General features: G+C 64.6%; 17 protein-coding genes and 1 tRNA gene. 13 read left to right on the top strand and 5 right to left on the bottom strand.

The window, feature by feature from the left end; translation table 11 throughout:
- Positions 1–5 precede the first annotated feature (5 nt).
- The 3 genes from IWX64_RS04845 to IWX64_RS04835 form a co-directional block, all read right to left on the bottom strand.
- A complete protein-coding gene (locus IWX64_RS04845) occupies positions 6–464 on the bottom strand; it encodes a DUF6314 family protein (RefSeq protein WP_196866024.1) in 459 nt (152 codons plus the stop codon).
- Between the two features lie 18 nt (positions 465–482).
- Positions 483–559, bottom strand: a tRNA-Arg gene (locus tag IWX64_RS04840).
- 18 nt (positions 560–577) lie between these two features.
- Positions 578–1,216, bottom strand: coding sequence for a hypothetical protein (locus IWX64_RS04835; RefSeq protein ID WP_196866023.1), 639 nt, complete (start codon positions 1,214–1,216; stop codon positions 578–580).
- A 175-nt stretch (positions 1,217–1,391) separates the two neighbouring features.
- On the opposite strand from IWX64_RS04835, the gene IWX64_RS04830 reads away from it, so the two are divergent.
- From IWX64_RS04830 to IWX64_RS04795, 8 genes are all read left to right on the top strand, one after another.
- The gene (locus IWX64_RS04830; protein ID WP_245345748.1) at positions 1,392–2,936 is read left to right on the top strand and encodes an alanine/glycine:cation symporter family protein; all 1,545 of its coding nucleotides are present in this window, start codon (positions 1,392–1,394) and stop codon (positions 2,934–2,936) included.
- A 136-nt stretch (positions 2,937–3,072) separates the two neighbouring features.
- Complete coding sequence (pcrA, locus tag IWX64_RS04825) at positions 3,073–5,556, top strand: DNA helicase PcrA (protein ID WP_196866082.1); 2,484 nt, start codon at positions 3,073–3,075, stop codon at positions 5,554–5,556.
- 143 nt (positions 5,557–5,699) lie between these two features.
- Entirely contained in the window at positions 5,700–6,869 is a 1,170-nt protein-coding gene (gene sucC / locus IWX64_RS04820; RefSeq protein ID WP_196866021.1) for an ADP-forming succinate--CoA ligase subunit beta, read from the top strand.
- A 58-nt stretch (positions 6,870–6,927) separates the two neighbouring features.
- The gene (gene sucD, locus IWX64_RS04815) at positions 6,928–7,830 is read left to right on the top strand and encodes a succinate--CoA ligase subunit alpha (RefSeq protein ID WP_171620499.1); all 903 of its coding nucleotides are present in this window, start codon (positions 6,928–6,930) and stop codon (positions 7,828–7,830) included.
- A gap of 112 nt (positions 7,831–7,942) precedes the next feature.
- Positions 7,943–8,998 (top strand): zinc-dependent alcohol dehydrogenase family protein, encoded by a 1,056-nt coding sequence (locus tag IWX64_RS04810; RefSeq protein WP_196866020.1) that lies wholly within the window; start codon positions 7,943–7,945, stop codon positions 8,996–8,998.
- Positions 8,999–9,147: 149 nt separating this feature from the next.
- Positions 9,148–9,771 (top strand): TetR/AcrR family transcriptional regulator, encoded by a 624-nt coding sequence (locus tag IWX64_RS04805; RefSeq protein ID WP_196866019.1) that lies wholly within the window; start codon positions 9,148–9,150, stop codon positions 9,769–9,771.
- Positions 9,768–11,333, top strand: coding sequence for an MDR family MFS transporter (locus IWX64_RS04800; RefSeq protein WP_196866018.1), 1,566 nt, complete (start codon positions 9,768–9,770; stop codon positions 11,331–11,333). The genes IWX64_RS04805 and IWX64_RS04800 overlap by 4 nt, the downstream gene beginning before the upstream one ends.
- A gap of 4 nt (positions 11,334–11,337) precedes the next feature.
- Positions 11,338–11,775 (top strand): SRPBCC family protein, encoded by a 438-nt coding sequence (locus tag IWX64_RS04795; protein WP_196866017.1) that lies wholly within the window; start codon positions 11,338–11,340, stop codon positions 11,773–11,775.
- 25 nt (positions 11,776–11,800) lie between these two features.
- Here the strand turns inward: IWX64_RS04795 and IWX64_RS04790 are convergent, their stop codons facing one another.
- A complete protein-coding gene (locus tag IWX64_RS04790) occupies positions 11,801–13,009 on the bottom strand; it encodes a VIT1/CCC1 family protein (RefSeq protein ID WP_395939878.1) in 1,209 nt (402 codons plus the stop codon).
- Between the two features lie 260 nt (positions 13,010–13,269).
- Between IWX64_RS04790 and IWX64_RS04785 the strand changes: the two genes are divergently transcribed.
- The 4 genes from IWX64_RS04785 to IWX64_RS04770 all read left to right on the top strand — a co-directional run bounded on the left by IWX64_RS04785 (position 13,270) and on the right by IWX64_RS04770 (position 17,084).
- Entirely contained in the window at positions 13,270–13,665 is a 396-nt protein-coding gene (locus IWX64_RS04785; protein WP_196866015.1) for a YidH family protein, read from the top strand.
- 27 nt (positions 13,666–13,692) lie between these two features.
- Complete coding sequence (locus tag IWX64_RS04780) at positions 13,693–14,019, top strand: DUF202 domain-containing protein (protein ID WP_196866014.1); 327 nt, start codon at positions 13,693–13,695, stop codon at positions 14,017–14,019.
- Positions 14,020–14,101: 82 nt separating this feature from the next.
- Positions 14,102–15,808 carry a long-chain-fatty-acid--CoA ligase gene (locus tag IWX64_RS04775; protein ID WP_196866013.1) on the top strand — a complete coding sequence of 569 codons (1,707 nt, stop codon included), beginning with the start codon at positions 14,102–14,104 and terminating at the stop codon, positions 15,806–15,808.
- A gap of 34 nt (positions 15,809–15,842) precedes the next feature.
- Positions 15,843–17,084, top strand: a complete 1,242-nt coding sequence (locus tag IWX64_RS04770; protein WP_196866012.1) for an AI-2E family transporter — start codon at positions 15,843–15,845, stop codon at positions 17,082–17,084.
- Positions 17,085–17,159: 75 nt separating this feature from the next.
- On the opposite strand, the gene IWX64_RS04765 is transcribed toward IWX64_RS04770, so the two are convergent.
- Positions 17,160–18,698, bottom strand: coding sequence for a sodium:solute symporter (locus IWX64_RS04765; protein ID WP_196866011.1), 1,539 nt, complete (start codon positions 18,696–18,698; stop codon positions 17,160–17,162).
- Between the two features lie 186 nt (positions 18,699–18,884).
- Here IWX64_RS04765 and IWX64_RS04760 point away from each other — a divergent pair, with 186 nt between their 5' ends.
- The gene (locus IWX64_RS04760; RefSeq protein ID WP_196866010.1) at positions 18,885–19,463 is read left to right on the top strand and encodes a helix-turn-helix domain-containing protein; all 579 of its coding nucleotides are present in this window, start codon (positions 18,885–18,887) and stop codon (positions 19,461–19,463) included.
- The last annotated feature ends 2 nt before the right edge of the window (positions 19,464–19,465 follow it).

Here is a 19,465-nt window from a genome sequence, read left to right as displayed (position 1 = left end):
ACGAACTACGTCACGCGGGTCAGGTGCGTATCCAGCGTCAGGTCCTTGGCTGGTCCGCTGACCCGCCACGTGTACCGCCAGTGAGCGCGATCCTGCAGAACAAATGACCCACGGTAGTGGTCGGGCGAGCACGGGTGCTCCGGTTGATCCTGGCCATCGGAGAGGTCAAGGCCGTGAAAGAAGCGGCCGTCCGGAAAGAATACCTCGGCGGAGTGCACGGACACCGTTGCCCGCCACAGCAACTCGCGGGTCGCGATCGTGGGAGCAGTACCAGCCCAAGCCAGACTGCCGCGCTCGCGGTGCCGGAGACCGTCGTCGTCGGCTGCGAAAGTGGCGGTGCCGGTGAAAACGCCTGTCAGCCCCGAGGCGTGGTCCTGTAGTGTCCGCTCCACTGACCAGGTCCCCCGGAGGTGATCAAGGAGTGTGGTGGCGGTGCCGAGCCGGAATGGCTCACTTTCATTCATGGGTAACCCGTCGTGCGGTGGTGCCCCTGGCCGGAATCGAACCGACGACCTTCCCTTTAGGAGAGGGACGCTCTATCCTACTGAGCTACAGAGGCGAGTACAGCGGTACCAGCTTACCTGCTTTCGGCTGGTGGCCCAGCCGGCCCGTCCTGTCGACCGGGAACCTTGCCGCGGACCGCAGCGGGAAGCAGAACGGCCAGCAGGCCACCAATGCAGGAGAGCCCCAGCAGGACCCAGCGGGCCACCGTGAGCGCGGAGGCCAGTGCCACCTGGCCGTCGTCGGGGGCTGAGTTGGCAAGAAGCGCATCGATCGCGACGTTCTCCCAAAGGTCGACCGCCGCGAAGAGCAGGGGAGGCAACCACAGCAGCCACCGCAGCCAACGCCGCTCAACGTTCAGCTGGATCAGCAGCAGCCAGGCGATGCCGAAGATCAACGGGAACAGGGTGCCTGCGGTCTTGTGCAGGTAGCTCAGTTGGCCGAGGGCGTCCTCGTCCATGGCCGCCTGTAGGTCGGCGATGTGCGCCGCACCGTAGCCGCCGAACATCATGTCGGGCATGGTCAACCCGTCAGCGAGCTGGCTCATCTGGCCCAGGGCAAGCAGGTGGTAGTACCCGAACAAGAGCACCGCCGTGGCGGCCGCGGCAATGAGAAGCATATTCCCGTTGCTGCGGGGAGCGGCGGGAGCTGGCCCCGGTACGCCAGCAGCGGCGGCTCCGTGTTTCCTGGCGATCTGCGCGCGGGTCTTTGACATGATCCGATTATCCCAGTCCGTCATGGAGGATCGCGAGCTGCACAGGGAGATCTGAGGAATATCTGTGAACCACGTTACATTTTGGCGTCAAATTTGCTGTTATTGGCGTGTGTGATTGCGAACACAACACATTCTGCGGTTATTTTATTAGATGTCAATTAACCAAGCACTACCTATGTCAAGCGTTGCGGACGAAGTCGGATGGCTTGCGGCAGTCGAAGATGCGATCGATTCGGTCTTCGAACCCGTGACAAAAGTGTTTTCGGACATCGTCTTTTTCCCCGTCACCATAGGGGACATCAGCTTCCCGGTGGTGGTCGCGTGGTTGATCGCCGCCGGCATCATCTTCACCATCTACTTCGGGTTTGTACAGTTCCGGCACCTCAAGGTCTCCTACGAAGTAGTCAGGGGGCGATACTCCTCCAAGGACGACCCGGGGGAAGTGCCTCACTTCCAGGCTTTGACCTCGGCACTGTCCGGCACCGTAGGGCTCGGCAATATTGCCGGCGTGGGTGCGGCGATGGCCCTCGGTGGGCCTGGCGCAACCTTCTGGATGATTCTCGCCGGCCTGCTCGGGATGGCCACCAAATTCGCTGAATGTACCCTCGGTGTGAAGTACCGTGAGGTGCACCCCGATGGCACCGTCAGCGGCGGGCCGTTCAAATACCTCCCCATCGCCTTCGAGAAGTTCGGGCGTCTCCCCGCAAAGATACTGACCGGCATCTTCGCCGTCGCCATCCTCATCTTCGGTGTGGCCGGTGGCAACATGTTCCAGGCCAACCAGACCTTCGCCCAGGTTCAGAACGTGACCGGCGGTGACGAGGGCTTCCTCGGCAGCGCAGGAGCCGCCCTCATCTTCGGCCTCGTCCTCGCCGCGCTTGTCGGCGCGGTGATCCTCGGTGGCATCAAGTCCATCGGTGCCACCACCAGCCGGCTCGTCCCAGCCATGGCAGCCGTCTACATCGCCGCCTGCCTCTTCGTCATCGTCGTCAACATCGGCAACGTACCCGCAGCGTTCGGCTCCATCATCGAGGGTGCGTTCGCTCCCGCCGGTATGGCCGGTGGCTTCATCGGTGTCATGATCGTCGGTTTCCAGCGTGCAGCGTTCTCCAACGAGGCCGGCCTCGGCTCCGCAGCGATCGCCCACTCCGCAGTCAAGACACGCCGTCCAGTCAGTGAAGGGTTCGTCGCGATGTTCGAACCGTTCATCGACACGGTGGTCATCTGCACCATGACCGCTCTTACGATTGTCATTGCCAGCGCACCGAGCCTGCAGGCCGGAATCGACCAAGTCCAGGCCGGCGACGGTGCTCCCGACGGCGTGATCCTCACCTCGGACGCCTTCGCATCGGTTATTTCGTGGTTCCCGATTGTCCTGGCCATCGCCGTTGCCCTGTTCGCCTTCTCCACCCTGATCACCTGGTCGTACTACGGCCTCAAGGCCTGGGAATACCTCTTCGGCCGCAGCAAGGTGTCGGAAATCATCTACAAGTGCGTGTTCCTCTTCTTCACCGTTATCGGCACGGTCCTGACCTTCACCCAGGTCCTGAACTTCGCCGACGCAGCACTGTTCGTCTGCGCGTTTGTGAACCTGCTCGGCGTGTACCTGCTGCTGCCGGTTATCAAGCGGGAGATGAAGGCCTACCTGGCCGACCGCAAGAGCGGCACGCTGCTGCAACTCGGTATCGATGCTGACGATATCGAAGAAGCCAAGCCCTAAGCGGTTCCCACCAGTCCCTCCATCAAGCGCACGACGCCCGCCGGTTCACTCGAACCGGCGGGCGTCGTGCGTTGCGGGGCACAGGGCCGCACCTGTTTCGTCGGAGCCAGCGCCTAGACTTGATGGCACCATGGATATGCTTTTCGACCCACACCTCGGTTCATCACCCGCAAGCTCAGGAAAGCGGTCGACGTCGTCGGCCCGGCCCGGCCCTGCCGGAGCCGAGTCAGCGGAGGGGCAGGGCACCGCGGGCGGACGCCGGGACGACGCACGGGCGCAGGAACTGCTGGTCGGCCTGAACCCGCAGCAGGAAGAGGCAGTGCGCCACAGCGGATCCCCGCTGCTCATCGTGGCCGGTGCCGGCTCCGGCAAGACCCGCGTCCTCAGCCACCGGATCGCCTACCTGATGGCGATGGGCCGTGCGCACCACGGCGCCATCCTTGCCATCACGTTCACCAACAAGGCAGCCGCCGAGATGCGTGAGCGCATCGAAGCCCTGGTGGGTGATGTCGCGAAGCGCATGTGGATCTCCACCTTCCACTCCTCCTGCGTGCGGATCCTGCGGCGCGAGGCTGCCTCGGTGGGGTTGAACTCCAACTTTTCCATCTACGATTCGGCAGACACGCTGAGGCTGGTCACCCTGGTGGCGAAGGGCCTGGACCTGGACCCCAAACGGTTCACCCCCAAGGCCATCCAGCACAAGATCTCGGCGCTGAAGAACGAGCTGATCGACGAGGAAAGCTACGCTAGCTCCGCGAACTACTCGGACCCGTTCGAGCAGGCGGTCGCCGAGGTCTACAAGGGCTACGCGCAGCGGATGCGCCAGGCCAACGCGATGGACTTCGACGACCTGATCGCCCAGACCGTCTACATGTTCAGGGCGTTCCCCGGGGTGGCTGACTACTACCGCCGCCGGTTCCGGCACGTCCTGGTGGACGAATACCAGGACACCAACCACGCCCAGTACGCACTGGTGCGCGAGATTGTCGGGATCACCCAGGACCCCAGCGACGGCGCCGAGCTGATCCCGAACGCCGAGCTGACGGTGGTCGGCGACTCCGACCAGTCCATTTACGCGTTCCGCGGCGCCGACGTCCGGAACATCGTCGAGTTCGAAAACGACTATCCCAACGCGCGCACCATCCTGCTGGAGCAGAACTATCGGTCCACGCAGACCATCCTCAGCGCCGCCAACGCGGTCATCTCCCGCAATCCGGACCGCCCCGAGAAGAAACTGTGGACCGCCGAGGGCGACGGCGAACCGATCGTCGGGTACGTCGGGGAGAACGAGCACGAGGAAGCCCGCTTCATCGCCGAGGAGATCGACCGCCTCCAGGATGAGGAGGACCTACGGCCCGGCGACGTCGCGATCTTCTACCGGACCAACGCGCAGTCCCGCTCCATCGAGGAAATCCTGATGCGTGTCGGCCTGCCCTACAAGGTGGTGGGCGGCACCCGGTTCTACGAGCGCAAGGAAATCAAGGACGCCCTCGCCTACCTGCGGGTGCTGGTGAACCAAGACGACGTCGTCAACCTTCGCCGGATCCTCAACGAACCGAAGCGGGGGATCGGCGACCGCGCCGAGTACGCCGTCGCGGCGCTCGCCGAACGGGAGCGGATGTCCTTCATGGCAGCACTCCGCCGGGCAGACGACGCACCCGGGTTGGCCACCCGGTCGCTGAACGCTGTCAACGGTTTCGTGAAACTGATCGACGACCTCGCCGACGTCGCTGACGGGTCGGGCGCGTCGGCGGCGCTCGAAGCGGTGCTTGAGCAGACCGGCTACCTGGCGCAGTTGAGGTTGAGCAACGACCCGCAGGACGAGTCGCGGGTGGAGAACCTCGCCGAACTTGTCGCCGTGGTGCGTGAGTATGAGCAGGAGAACCCCGAGGGGACGCTCGGTGACTTCCTTGAGCAGGTCTCGCTGGTGGCGGACGCCGACCAGATCCCCGATTCCCCGGAGGGCTCGGCGGCCGAGGTGGAGCAGGCCGTGGCCGAGGCCAAGCGCCTGGGCGTGGTCACCCTGATGACCCTGCACACCGCCAAGGGCCTCGAATTCCCCGTGGTGTTCCTGACCGGCATGGAGCAGGGCATCTTCCCGCACCAGCGCTCGGCCACCGACCCGAAGGAGCTCGCCGAGGAACGCCGGCTCGCCTACGTCGGGTTGACCCGGGCCCGGAAGCGCCTGTACATCACCCGTTCCGAGGTGCGCAGCATGTGGGGTCAGAGCCAGTACAACCCGGCGTCGCAGTTCGTCGGTGAGGTACCCGGTGAGCTCATCAAATGGAAGCGTGAAGGCGCCTCGGGCCCACTGTGGGGTGGCGGTGGCGCCATCGGTGGAGGCAACAAGTTCAGCGGATCGCACTGGGGGGCCGGAGCCGGCGGTGACGACAGCGGGCGGGGGCTGCCCACCCGCTCGGCGACCGTCGTCGGGCGCGTCCAGCCACAGAAGGAGGTCCTCGCCGTCGCGGTGGGGGACAGGGTCAACCACACCAGCTTCGGCAACGGGACCATCCTGGCCGTCGAGGGCGCGGGGGACAAGACGGTCGCGAAGGTGTCGTTCGACATCGGCGAGAAACGCCTCCTGCTGCGGTACGCGCCGCTAACGAAGACCGGGTAGCTCCTTAGCTCATCGCGTTACTTTTCTACAAACCATAAAAGTGTGCCCTTGGTCACTAAACCGGTAGTCTGTGAAAGGCGCCGAACGCCAAGGGACTAAAGTTCCCTGTGTAAACCTACTTCGACGTAGAAGGACACTGGCCTGTGGATCTGTTCGAATATCAGGCGCGCGATCTTTTTGAGGCACACGGAGTACCCGTGCTCGCCGGCATCGTGGCGCACACCCCCGAGGAAGCAAAGGCGGCAGCCGAGAAGATCGGCGGCGTTGTCGTCGTCAAGGCCCAAGTCAAAGTTGGAGGCCGCGGCAAAGCGGGCGGCGTCAAAGTCGCCAAGACCCCTGACGAGGCGTTCAAGTACGCCTCGGACATCCTGGGCATGGACATCAAGGGCCACACCGTCCACAAGGTGATGATCGCGCAGGGCGCTGACATCGCCGAGGAGTACTACTTCTCGGTACTGCTGGACCGGTCCAACCGCAACTACCTGGCCATGTGCTCGGTTGAAGGCGGCGTGGAAATCGAGCAGCTGGCCGTTGAGCGCCCCGAAGCGCTCGCACGCATCGCCGTCGACCCCGCCGTGGGGATCGACCAGGCGAAGGCCAAGGAAATTGTCGAGACGGCAGGGTTCGCCCCTGAGCTGCACGACGGCGTCGTCAACGCGATCATCAAGCTGTGGGACGTCTTCGTCAAGGAAGACGCCACTCTCGTTGAGGTCAACCCACTGGTGAAAACCGGAAGCGGCGACATCATCGCCCTCGACGGCAAGGTCACTATTGACGAGAACGCTGCGTTCCGCCAGGCGGGCCACGCCGAGCTCGAGGATCAGGACTCAACCGATCCCCTCGAAGCCAAGGCCAAGGAAAACGACCTCAACTACGTCAAGCTCGACGGCGAAGTGGGAATCATCGGCAACGGTGCGGGCCTGGTGATGTCCACGCTCGACGTCGTCGCCTATGCGGGAGAAGCCCACGGCAACGTGCGCCCCGCGAACTTCCTGGACATCGGCGGTGGAGCATCGGCCGCTGTGATGGCTGCCGGTCTCGACGTCATCCTCAACGACCCTCAGGTCAAGAGCGTGTTCGTCAACGTGTTCGGCGGCATCACCGCGTGTGACGCGGTCGCCAACGGCATCGTTGAAGCCCTGGAGATCCTGGGCGACAAGGAAAACAAGCCCCTGGTAGTCCGCCTCGACGGCAACAACGTCGAAGAAGGCCGCCGCATCCTCGCCGAGGCGAACCACCCGATGGTCACCCTCGCCGACACCATGGATGAAGGCGCCGACAAGGCCGCCGAATTGGCTTACGCCGCCCGCTGATCGAGCCTGCACTCCCCGGCCAGTGTTTCGCCGGGTCCAAAGGATTAAGGAATAACGTATGTCAATTTTTCTCAACAAAGACTCCAAGGTCATTGTGCAGGGCATCACCGGCGGTGAAGGCACCAAGCACACCGCACTGATGCTTGCCGCTGGCACCCAGGTGGTCGGCGGCGTCAACGCCCGCAAGGCCGGCACCACCGTCACTCACGGTGACGTCACCCTGCCGGTGTTCGGCAAGGTCAGCGAAGCCATGACCGAGACCGGCGCCGACGTGTCGATCGTCTTCGTCCCACCGGCCTTCACCAAGGATGCGGTTATCGAGGCCATCGAGGCCGGCATCGGACTCGTCGTCATCATCACCGAGGGCGTCCCGGTGCAGGACTCGGCCGAGTTCTGGGCGCTTGCCCAGTCCAAGGTCGACGCCGACGGCAACCAGGTCACCCGGATCATCGGCCCCAACTGCCCCGGCATCATCACGCCGGGCGAGTCGCTGGTCGGCATCACCCCGGCGAACATCACCGGCAAGGGCGGCGTGGGCCTCGTGTCCAAGTCCGGCACCCTGACCTACCAGATGATGTTCGAGCTGCGCGATCTTGGCTTCTCGACCGCCATCGGCATCGGTGGTGACCCCATCGTCGGAACCACCCACATCGACGCACTCGCTGCGTTCGAGGCGGACCCCGAAACCAAGGCCATCGTGATGATCGGCGAAATCGGCGGCGACGCTGAAGAGCGTGCCGCCGAGTTCATCAAGGCCAACGTCACCAAGCCGGTTGTCGGCTATGTGGCAGGCTTCACCGCCCCTGAAGGCAAGACCATGGGCCACGCTGGCGCCATCGTGTCGGGCTCAGCGGGCACGGCCCAGGCCAAGAAGGAAGCCCTCGAGGCTGCAGGCGTCAAGGTCGGCAAGACGCCGTCCGAGACCGCCAAGCTCCTCCGCGAGGTCTACGCGGGACTGTAATTCTCCCCGAGGGGCCCCGGCAGCTGGATTCGTCCAGCGGTCGGGGCCTCTTCTGTCAGGCGACCGCGCTAGGCTAACGTTTTCACCCACCACCCCAGTTGGAGGAGTACGCATGCGTGCCACCATCATCCACGGCCCCGGCGACATCAAGGTTGAGGACCGCGACTACCCCACGATCAAACTCCCCACCGATGCCGTCGTGAAGGTCACGGCCTCCTGCGTCTGCGGATCGGATCTCTGGCCCTACCGCGGCATCAGCAAGAACCGTGGCACCCGGGCGATCGGGCACGAGTTTGTTGGCGTCGTCGAGGAAATCGGCTCCGAGGTGACAGGGCTGGCGGTGGGTGACTTCGTCATCGCCCCCTTTGTCGACAGCTGCGGCATGTGTCCCCAGTGCCTCAACGGTGTGACGGTGGCGTGCGACCACCTCACCTCCTGGGGCGGCGACGACGAAAACGGCCACTACGTCGAGGGCGCACAGGGCGAAGCCGTCCGCGTGCCCCAGGCCGAGGGCACCCTCCGCCGGGTCGACGGGGTCACCGACCCCGGCAAGGAACTGACGGCGAGCCTGCTCACGCTCTCCGATGTCATGTCCACCGGGCACCACGCTGCGGTCAGCGCGCAGGTTGGGCCGGGCCGCACCGTCGTGGTGGTAGGCGACGGCGCCGTCGGCCTGTGCGGCGTCCTGGCAGCGAAGCGCCTCGGCGCGGAGCGCATCATCGCCATGTCCCGGCACGAGGACCGGCAGGCGCTGGCCCGCGAGTTCGGCGCCACCGACATTGTCGCCGAACGCGGCGACGCTGGCGTCGAGAAGGTCCGCGAACTGCTCGGGGGAGTGCTCGCCGATTCGGTACTGGAATGTGTCGGCACCAAAGAATCGATGGAGCAGGCCCTCGCCAGCACCCGTCCCGGTGGAAACCTCGGATTCGTTGGTGTTCCCGCTGGTGGAGCAGAGCTCCCGATCGGCCTCCTGTTCGCCAAGAACATCACCGTGGGCGGTGGCATGGCCCCGGCCCACACCTACATTCCGGAGCTGCTTGCCGACGTTCTTGCCGGAAAGATCAACCCGGGCAAGGTGTTCGACGTCGAGATGCCCCTCGAGGACGCCGCCGAGGCGTACAAGGCCATGGACGAGCGGCGTGCCATCAAGGTGCTCCTGAAGCCCTAGGTCTCAACGGACGCGTCGGTAACTGTGTTTCACACGGCGGCCGGCGCGTCCGCTGTTTAACTGTCGGACCATGTCGCCGTGGCGTCCGAAATATGCAGCGCCGCAATTTTGCAGTTGTGTAAAACGACGCCGAGTGTCATGATAGTTCGGTGAGTCAACTACTTTCCCTCCGGGACCGCAAACGCACCGAGACCTGGGCTGCCCTGCACCACGCCGCCGCCCGGCTCACCCTCGAGAATGGGCCGGACCGCGTCACCACAGAGGCCATCGCAGCCCAGGCCAACGTCTCGGCCCGCACCTTCTTCAACTACTTCAGCACCAAGGAAGACGCGATCCTTGGTCTCCAGGACCCCTCCATCGACCACGCCTGGCTGGAAGCGTTCGACGTCGATACGAACCTCCTCGACCAGGTTTCCCGGCTGCTCGTGAATGTGGTCCACTCCACCGAGGGCGGCGCTGACGGCGACAGCCTCCGGATGGAGGTGGTGCAGCGGTTCCCGCAGCTCCGCCAGCGCCGCTTCGGCTACTTCCTGAAGGTAGAGCAACTGGTTCGAGACGTCGTCACCGAGGGCATTAGCTCCTCAGCCAAATGGGCCGACGTCGCACAGCACCACCGCGCCGAAGACATCTCCCGCATGATCGTCCTGATCGCCGGTGCGCCCATGCGGTACGCCATGCAGGAATCCGCGCACGCGCCAACACTCGACAACCAGTTCGCGGCTCTCAGTAGCGCCAGCGCACTCCTCAGAGAGGTTCTCCCGGAAATCCAATGAGTACCACTACCAAAACCAGTCCTCAAGCCGTTGTCGAGAAACCCACTGGCATGCTGCTGCTCTTCATCGGCCTGATGCTTTCGATGCTCCTCGCCGCCCTCAGCCAGATGATCCTCAGCACGGCCCTCCCCACCATCGTGGGCGAACTGAACGGCGTCGACCAGATGCTCTGGGTCATCACCGCCTATATCCTGGCCGCCACCATCGTGATGCCGATCTACGGCAAGCTTGGTGACCTGATGGGCCGCAAGAACCTGCTGCTCATTGCAATCAGCATCTTCATGGCCGGCTCCATCGTCGGGGGGCTCGCCCCGGACATGCCGTGGCTGATCACCGGACGGGCGATCCAGGGCCTTGGTGGTGGCGGGCTGATGATCCTGGCCCAGGCCATCATCGCCGACGTCGTCCCCGCCCGGGAGCGCGGCAAGTACATGGGCGTCATGGGCGGCGTGTTCGCCTTCGCCTCAGTGGCTGGTCCCCTGCTCGGCGGATTCTTCACCGAGGGCCCCGGCTGGCGGTGGATGTTCTGGATCAACATGCCGCTGGGCGTCCTTGCGCTCCTGGTCGTCGTCTTCTTTCTGCACCTGCCCGGCAAGGAGCGTCAGCGGACCAAGCCCGATGTCGCGGGCATGGCACTCCTCGCCATCGCCACCACCTCGATTGTGCTGGTCGGCACCTGGGGCGGCACCCGTTACGACTGGACCTCCGCCATCATCCTGGGCCTGGCCGCTGCTGCCATCATCACCAGTGTCGCCTTCGTGATGGTCGAACGGCGTGCCGACGAGCCCATTCTGCCGATGCACCTGTTCCGGGAACGCAACTTCAACCTGACCACGTCCGGGGGGCTGCTGATCGGGGTCACCATGTTCGGTGCCGTTGGCTACATGCCGACCTACCTGCAGATGGTCACCGGGGCCAGCGCCACCAACGCCGGCCTGCTGATGATCCCGATGATGGGGGCACTCCTGCTCACCTCCACCGGATCGGGGGTGCTGGTCAGCCGGACCGGCCGCTACAAGTGGATGCCGATCGCCGGCTCCCTCATGGTCGCCGTCGCGCTGTTCCTGCTCTCCACCATCCAGCCGGAAACCGCGCTGTGGGTCATCTGTACCTACATCGGTCTGCTGGGTGCGGGACTGGGCCTGAGCATGCAAATCCTGGTGCTGATTGTCCAGAACACCTTCCCCAACCGGATGGTGGGCACCGCCACCGCCTCCAACAACTATTTCCGCCAGATCGGCGCCACTCTGGGCTCCGCGATCGTGGGTAGCCTCTTCACGGCGCGGGTCGCCGACCTGCTCACCGAACGGCTACCCGGCGGAGCGGTGGACACCGAGGGCGGCGCCAACTCCCTGACCCCGCAACTGGTCTACACGCTGCCCGACGCCGCCAGGAACGCGGTGATCGAGTCCTACAACGATGCGCTCACCCCGCTCTTCCTCTACATGGCTCCACTGGGAATCATCGCCGCGATCCTGCTGTACTTCGTCAAGGAAGCACCGTTGGCTACGTCGATCGCGGACGAGCCTGAAGTGCCGGTCGAGGTCAGCAAGGCAGAATAGGAGCATGAGCCCCTACCTGATCACCCGTGAACGATTCATCAACGCGCCAGCCAGTGACATCTTCGAGGTCCTGGCCACCCCGGCGCTCCATAGTGTGATTGACGGCTCGGACACCGTCCAGGGCGAGCAGCCCGGCGGGCCGCAGCGCCTGTATCAGGGGGCCAAGTTCGGGATGGACATGCGCATCGGGGCGAAGTACAAGATCCTCAATAAGGTGGTCGAGTTTGAGGAGGGGCGCCGGATCACCTGGCGTCACTTCACGAAGGCCACCTGGAGTTACGTGCTGGAGCCCCGCGACGGCGGCACCCTGGTTACCGAGCAATGGGATGCCCGCGCGGTGACCGGGAAGATCGTCCTCCGGCCGATGGGGTTCCTCCGCAAGAACCCCGTCGCCATGGAGAAGACGCTCGCCAAGCTCGAGGACTACGTCACCAAGGCCTGATCGCCCGAGGTCTTGCCGGGACCTGTCAGTGGAGCAGTCCGACGCCGAACAGCAGGCCCAGCAGGTAGGTGGCCGCGGCCGCACCCAGTCCGATCGCCACCTGCCGCAGCGCCAGTTTCAGCGGTGAGGCTCCCGAGAGCAGCCCGACGACGGCGCCCGTTCCCAGCAGCGCCAGACCGACCAGGACGCAGGCGACGATGACCGCCGTCGTCCCGCTGAGGCCGAACAGGTAGGGCAGGATCGGGATCAGGGCGCCCGAGGCGAAGAAACAAAAACTCGCCCCCGCGGCGCCGAGGCCGGTGCCGATGTGCTCGTGGTGGTCCCGGTCGCCGGCCGTCTCCGGCTGGAGGGACAGGCTCGGATCGCAGTCGCAGTCCCGGACCCCTAACCGCTCCTCGGCGCGGTGAGTTGCGGCGTCCCTGGACATTCCCCGTGCCCGATACACCAACACCAGTTCGTTGGCGTCGATATCCAGTTCCTTCGCCGCGGTGAGCGTGATCTGGGTGGGGCGGGACGCCGCCAGCAGTTCCCGCTGCGACCGCACCGACACATACTCCCCGGCACCCATGGACAGCGCCCCGGCGAGGAGGCCAGCGATCCCGCTGAACAACACAAACCCGGTGGAGACACCGGTGGCACCCACACCCAATACGAGGGCCAAATTGCTGACCAGCCCGTCATTGGCGCCGAACACGGCAGCTCGGAAGTTGCCGGAGAGCCGGTTGCGCCCCCGGGTGGCGAGGCCGCGGATGACTTCTTCGTGGATCTGCTCGTCGGCTGCCATGGCATCGGTTGCCATCGGATCGGACGAGTACGGCGACCGGCTTTCGGCGCGCTGGGCGAGGGCCAGGACGAAGACACTCCCGAACCTTCGGGCCAGGAACCCGAGCGCCACGTTCCGGAAGGAGGGCCGGGCGGGCTTGCCCTGATGGTCGCCAAGCAGGGACAGCCAATGGGCTTCGTGACGGCCCTCAGCCTTCGCCAGGGCGAGCAGGATCTCGCGTTCTTCGCCCTCGCGGCGGCTTGCCAGGTACCGGTAGGTTGCGGCTTCGGCGCGTTCGTCGGCCAGATACTGGCGCCACCGGCGAATATCGGCCGGGGATGGTTTGCTGTGTGTTGCTGTCACAACGGTCTCCTGGGATATAGCGACCAGGACCGTGACGGGGCTCCGGCCGTCGTTAACGCGGCCGAAGGTCTCGCTCGCCGGACTCTCTCCGGTGGACTGCCGGGCCAGCGTCATTGGTAGCCAGTGTGTCGACAGGCCTCCGTTCAGGGTTCGTAAAAGACCGGACCCGAACAGGAGCTACTCCCCTTCTCGGAACCAATCTTAGCCCGACTTCGGCCCAGTACTCGACCGCACCAGTCCCCTTCTGTGACCCGGCAACTTCGCCCCGGTAGAGAAGACCCGGCAACTTCGCCCCGGTAGAGAAGACCCGGCAACTTCGCCCCCGGTAGAGAAGGGGGAGAGGGAAGGGAGGTCGCTAAGATGAAACGATGGCCGCCCCACCCGAAAAACCGCCCCGCCGCAGTTCACTGTCCCAGTGGCTGCTGCGCGGCGGGACCGATCCGGATCCCCGGTTCACCCTGGCCAACGAGCGGACTTTCCTTGCCTGGATCCGCACGGCCCTCGCCCTCCTCGCTGGTGGCATTGCGGTGGAGGCGTTCACTGTTGATCTTTTCGATCCGGCACTCCGCAAGGGCATCGCGATCCTGCTGCTCCTTCTGGCCATGCTCATTGCTGCTGCCGCCAGTGGCCGGTGGCTCACGGTCGAGCGGGCGATGCGGCACGGATTGCCGTTGCCGTTGCCCCTGCTGGCTCCGGTCCTGTCGGTTGGCGCGACAGTGGTCGTGGCGATCGTCGTCGTTGTCGTGTTCCTCCGCCCGGCCTGAGTGGGCGTGACGAATCCATCCAGCCCCATGAATCCCACCGATCCGGGCCTGCAACCGGAGCGCACGTCACTGGCCTGGGGTCGGACCCTGCTCGCGCTGGTGATCTGCGCCGTGCTGTTTGTCCGCTGGGTGCCCCAGCATGGAGGCTTCGTTCTGGCTCTGATCACGATGTCGCTCGCAGCAGCGCTAGGGATCTATGTCAGTCAACAGCTCCGTTACCGCCGCAGCCTCAACGGGATCAGCAGCGGGGTGCTGAAGGCGGATGTGGCAGCGGTGCTCTGGACCGCGGGCGTGGTGATTGCCGTGGGCGCCGCTGGTATTTATGCAGTGCTGTTCCGCTCGCTGCACGAGTAATTCCGGCGGACCCAGGACCATGGGATCCATTTCGGACGCCAAGCAGGATAGAGTTCAACAGGCCGAGACAGGAAGTAGACTGATGACTTTTGAATCCACCGCCCCCTGGGTGCGGAACTACAGCGCCGGGGTGCCCGCCGCCGTCGCGCTACCCGAGGGCTCCCTCGTCAACCTCGTTGAGGACGCGGCCAACCAGTACGGCAAGAACGTCGCACTGGAATTTTTCGGCGCCGAGACCACCTACCGTCAGCTCGGGGAGTCAATCCAGCGGGCAGCCGAAGGACTGCGGCGTCTGGGGGTTGTGGCTGGCGATCGGGTGGCGCTGGTCCTCCCTAACTGTCCGCAGCACGTGGTCGCGTTCTACGCCGTGTTGCGCCTCGGAGCGATCGTCGTCGAACACAACCCGCTCTACACCGACCGTGAACTGAGGCACCAGTTCGAGGACCATGGAGCCCGCGTGGCCATCGTCTGGGACAAGGCGGCGCAGCGTGTCCAGGACCTGCCGGGGGACGTACACGTCACCTCGATCGTGACAGTCGACCTGACGCGGGCCATGCCGTTCTCCAAACGGGCAGCGCTGCGGCTTCCCGTCAGGAAGGCCAGGCAGGCTCGGGCGGCCCTGACCACCACCGCCAAACTGTCCGGCAACCGAAGCGTCACCCACTGGGACCAGCTGGTCAGCAACCGGCCCCTCGCCGCAACGCACCCCGGGCCAGTGGCCACCGACGTGGCAGCCCTGCAATACACCAGCGGCACCACCGGCCATCCGAAGGGCGCAATCCTCACCCACCGGAACCTGCTCGTCAACGCGGCGCAGGGGCGCGCCTGGGTTCCCGGGCTGGAGGACGGCAAGGAGGTCATCTATGCGGTCCTGCCGATGTTCCATGCGTACGGACTCACCCTGTGCCTGACCTTCGCAATGAGCATCGGGGCGAGGCTGGTTCTTTTTCCGAAGTTCGACGAGGATCTGGTGCTGGACGCGGTCAAGACCAGCCCACCAACCTTTTTGCCTGCCGTACCCCCGATTTACGAGCGGCTTGCCAAGCGGGCGGTGGAGCGGGATGTCAGCCTGAAAAGTATCCGGTTTGCGATTTCTGGGGCAATGAACCTTCCCGTTAAGACCATCGAGTTGTGGGAGTCCGTGACGGGCGGGTACCTGGTCGAAGGATACGGACTCACCGAAACGTCACCCGTCTCCCTTGGCAACCCCATTGGGCCCACCCGCAAGCCGGGGACGGTCGGCGTGCCGTTCCCCAACACTGAAATCCGGGTGGTCGATCCCGAGAACCCTGACCGTGATCGGGAACCCGGTGATTCGGGCGAACTGCTGATCCGTGGACCCCAGGTGTTTCAGGGGTACTGGCGGAATGACGAAGACACCAGCGCCGTCCTGACCGCCGACGGGTGGTTCAAGACCGGCGATATCGTCCGGGTCGATGCCGACTCCTTCGTCACCATCGTCGACCGGATCAAGGAGATGATCGTCACCGGTGGGTTCAACGTCACCCCCACCGAGGTGGAGGAGGTGCTACTCGACCATGACAGCGTCGCCGATGCGGCCGTGGTTGGTCTGCCCCTGGCTGGCGGCGGCGAAGAGGTAGTCGCCGCCGTCGTCGTCCGCGATGGGCAACCGTTCAGCGCGGACGTGCTGAAGGCCTTCTGCCGAGGTGCCCTCGCTGCCTACAAAATACCTCGTCGTATTGTTGAGGTAGACGAACTGCCAAGGTCGCTGATTGGCAAGGTACTGCGACGGCAGGTTCGTGACCAACTTATTGCCGGGGACAGCTGAACAGCGCCACCGGAGGAAGCAAGGAGAACCAGAAGTGTTGAACATATTCAGGCGCGCCAAGGGCGCCCCCCGCGGCGAGGAGCACCGCGAGGTAGCCGCCAGCGCCGATCCGCCGCAGGGGCCCGGAAGTCCGTGGAAGGACTCCCTGGGAAGGACCAGCACCCGGGCGGCCCAGGTGCTGCTGATCCTGGTTCTGGCAGTGATCGTGATCTTCGGGCTGATCCAGGTGCGCCTCGTAGTCATCCCACTGATCATCGCGCTCATTCTGGCAGCCGCTATCGGCCCGCTGGTGAACTGGTTGCGGCGGAAGGGCTGGCCGAGCGTGCTTGCGACAGCCTTTTCCTTCCTTCTCCTGCTGGGCGTGCTGGGCGGGGTCATTACCGGCATTGTGTTCGCGGTCCGTAGCCAGGCCGACGAACTGGTCGACAGCGCTACGCAGGGCTTCGACCAGATCTACGAGTTCGTCCGAGACGGTCCGCTACCGATCGACGAACAGCAGATCGCCGACGCCCAGGAGTGGTTGATTGACTTCGCCACCAGCGCCACGGTCGGGGCCGGTGCGGTATCAGGCATCACCGCCGCCGGAGAGTTCCTGACCGGTGCGGTGCTGATGGTCGTCATTCTGTTCTTCTTCCTGAAGGACGGCGACAGGATCTTCGCGTTCGCCCTCCGTCCCTTCAAGGGCGAGCGGCTGGTCAAGGCGCGCCGCGTCGGCACCCACGGGCTGGAAACCCTCGGCGGCTACGTTCGCGGGACGGCAATTGTCGCCCTTGTGGATTCGGTGTTCATCGGCATCGCCCTCTTCTGGCTGGGCATCCCGCTGGCACTGCCACTGGCAGTCATTGTGTTTGTCGGTGCGTTCATCCCGCTGGTGGGCGCCACAGCAGCCGGAGCGCTCGCCGCCCTGGTGGCTCTCGTCTCCGATGGGCCCACCACTGCCCTGATCGTGATCATCGTGGTGGTGGCGGTGAACCAGATCGAAGGTAACTTCCTGCAGCCGGTAGTGATGGGCCGCTCCCTGAGCGTCCACGCACTGGTCATCCTGGTCGCCTTGACCGCCGGCACCATTCTGGCTGGCATCGTCGGAGCGATCCTGTCGGTCCCGATTGCCGCCGTCACCTGGAGCGCTATCAAGTCCTGGACCGGTGAAGAAGACGGACCCGTGACCCCTGCCGACATCAAACAAGCCGAAATCGATACGAAAGCCGACGCCGTAGGCCGCGGTCGCAGCAGCCGGCCAGGCCGCAAAATCGGAGCCTCGATCGCCAAGCCATAACCGGTGACATCACAAAAGGCCGGCGCCCACTGACATGCAGTGGACGCCGGCCTTTTGTAATGCCGAATGCCTTCTCTAGCGGCGGGCTGCCCGCCGGGTATCGGCGACGGGAACCTCGTCTTCAGCGGCACCTGCCACGCGCCGTTCCCAGGCGGCCATGACCGTTGGGTCGGTGCGCTTGGTCAGGAACGAGACGGCGATGAACACGATGGCCGACGCGCCAAGACCCCAGTAGATCGGGTCATTGGCGTAAATGCCGTCGTACTGGTTCTCGGCGTTGACCTCAAGGTAGATCATGGTGCCGAGGGTGAAGACCGTACCTGCGGCCATTGAGGCCGCTGCTGCGACGCCGGTGGCACGCTTCCACACCAGTCCACCGAGGATGGATACCAGGAGGCCGCCCACCAGAATGGCGTACGCAATGGTCAGCGCGGCGACGACGTCCTGGACGATGACGGCCAGTGCGATGGCGACCAGGCCCAGGCCCAGCACCCACCAGCGGTTGGCGGTGACGTCGTGCTCGGGATTTTCGGCGTCGGCTTCGGTGGTGGTATCGATGCTGGTCTGGCCGCTGCGTCCGAACCAGCTGCTGACAAACGGGACGACGTCGGCCCGCGCCACGGTTGCTGCCGCGATCAGTGAACCGGAGGCGGTGGACATCATGGCCGCGACGGCTGCCGCGAGGACCAGTCCGCCAATGCCGATCGGCAGGACGTTGATCGCGATGTCCGCGTACACATCGTCCTGGGATTCGATGTTGGGCAGGATGACGCTGGCTGACATGCCGATGACGGCACCGGCTACGCCGTAGAGAATGCAGTACACGCCAGCGGTGACGCCGCCCCAGCGGGCGACCGTGGGGGTCCGTGCCGTGAAGACGCGCTGCCAGATGTCCTGACCGATGAGCAGGCCCAGGGTGTAGACCACGAAGTAGGTGATGATGCTTTGCAGGCCGATGCCGGTGATGCTGAAGAATTCGGCACCGGCGCGCTCGGAGATGCCGCTGAATCCGCCGGCGTTGATGAGCGCAAACGGGAGCATCAGGGCAAACACACCCACGGTCTTGATGATGAACTGCGCCATGTCCGCGAGGGTGATGGACCACATGCCGCCGATCGTCGAGTAGATCAGGACGATCGCGCCGCCGACGGCGATGGAGGCGGCCCGGTCCCAGCCGAACAACACCACGAAGATGGTGGCGTAGGCGCCGGTCGAGGTGGCGCACAGCATCAGCGTGTAGGCCAGCATCACGATGCCTGAGGCCTTGGTGGCCTCGGCGCCGTAGCGCAGGGTGAGCATCTGCGAGACCGTGTAGATCTTCAGCTTCTGCAGGGTAGGGGCAAAGAGGAGGCTGAGCAGCAGCACCCCAAAGCCGATGGCAACGACGAGCCACATGCCGGAGATGCCGTAGGTGTAGCCGAGGCCAACGCCGCCGACGGTGGAGGCGCCTCCGAGAACGACGGCCGCCATGGTCCCGGTGTAAAGGAGGGGGCCGAGCCGGCGGCCAGCGACAAGATAGTCGCTGGTGTTCTTGGTGCGTGACTTGCCCCACCAGCCGAACGCCAGCATGCCCACGAGGTAGACCACCACGATCGCAATGTTGATGAATTCCATGGTGCTCCTGAAGAAGTGGTTTGCGGTAAAAAGTAACCTATAGGAAACTTATGTTTCGCTATAGGCTAGTTGTGACCTTGCTAACACGTCAAGTGTGGACCCACCAGGTTACAAACAGATTCCTCGGTATGCTCATAGTCTTGTGTCAGCCCGGGGAAGCGACCTATTGCGGAGAGATGGTACGTAGTGAAGGCTCTGCCTGTAGAACCCAGTAACGCCCCCGTAGCCATCGGATCGCGGATCCGTGCGGCGCGGCAGTCCCAGCGCATGACCATCGAGCAGGTGGCCGCCGCGACCGGCCTGACCAAGGGTTTTCTGAGCAGGGTGGAACGTGACCTCACGTCGCCGTCGGTCGCCTCCCTGGTCACTCTTTGCCAAGTGCTGTCGGTGTCGATAGGCGATCTGTTTCTGGTGCCTGAGACGCACCTCACCCGGCTCGGGGAGGCACCGCACATCAGCCTCGGCGGCGAGGGCATCAACGAGCGGTTGATTACTGCGCGTTCGGAGCGCCGGCTGCAGATGATCCGCGCGGTGATCGCACCGCATGGGCGCGGTGAGGCCGAGCTCTACTCGGTGGACTGCGAGGTGGAAACCCTCCACGTCATCGCCGGAAGTTTCGTGTTGATCTTCTCGAATGATCGCTATGAGCTGGAGGCAGGGGACACCGTGACCTTCCCCGGACGCGAACCACACACCTGGTTCAACCCCACCGGCGTCGAGGCGATCGTGCTCTGGACCCTCGTCCCGGCGGCATCCGGCGGGTAGTA

The organism is Arthrobacter sp. CAN_A212, assembly GCF_015752345.1.
Taxonomy (GTDB): Bacteria; Actinomycetota; Actinomycetes; order Actinomycetales; family Micrococcaceae; genus Arthrobacter_D.
Note: the sequence above shows the minus strand (reverse complement) of the source record. Positions and strands in the feature narration are given on the sequence as shown.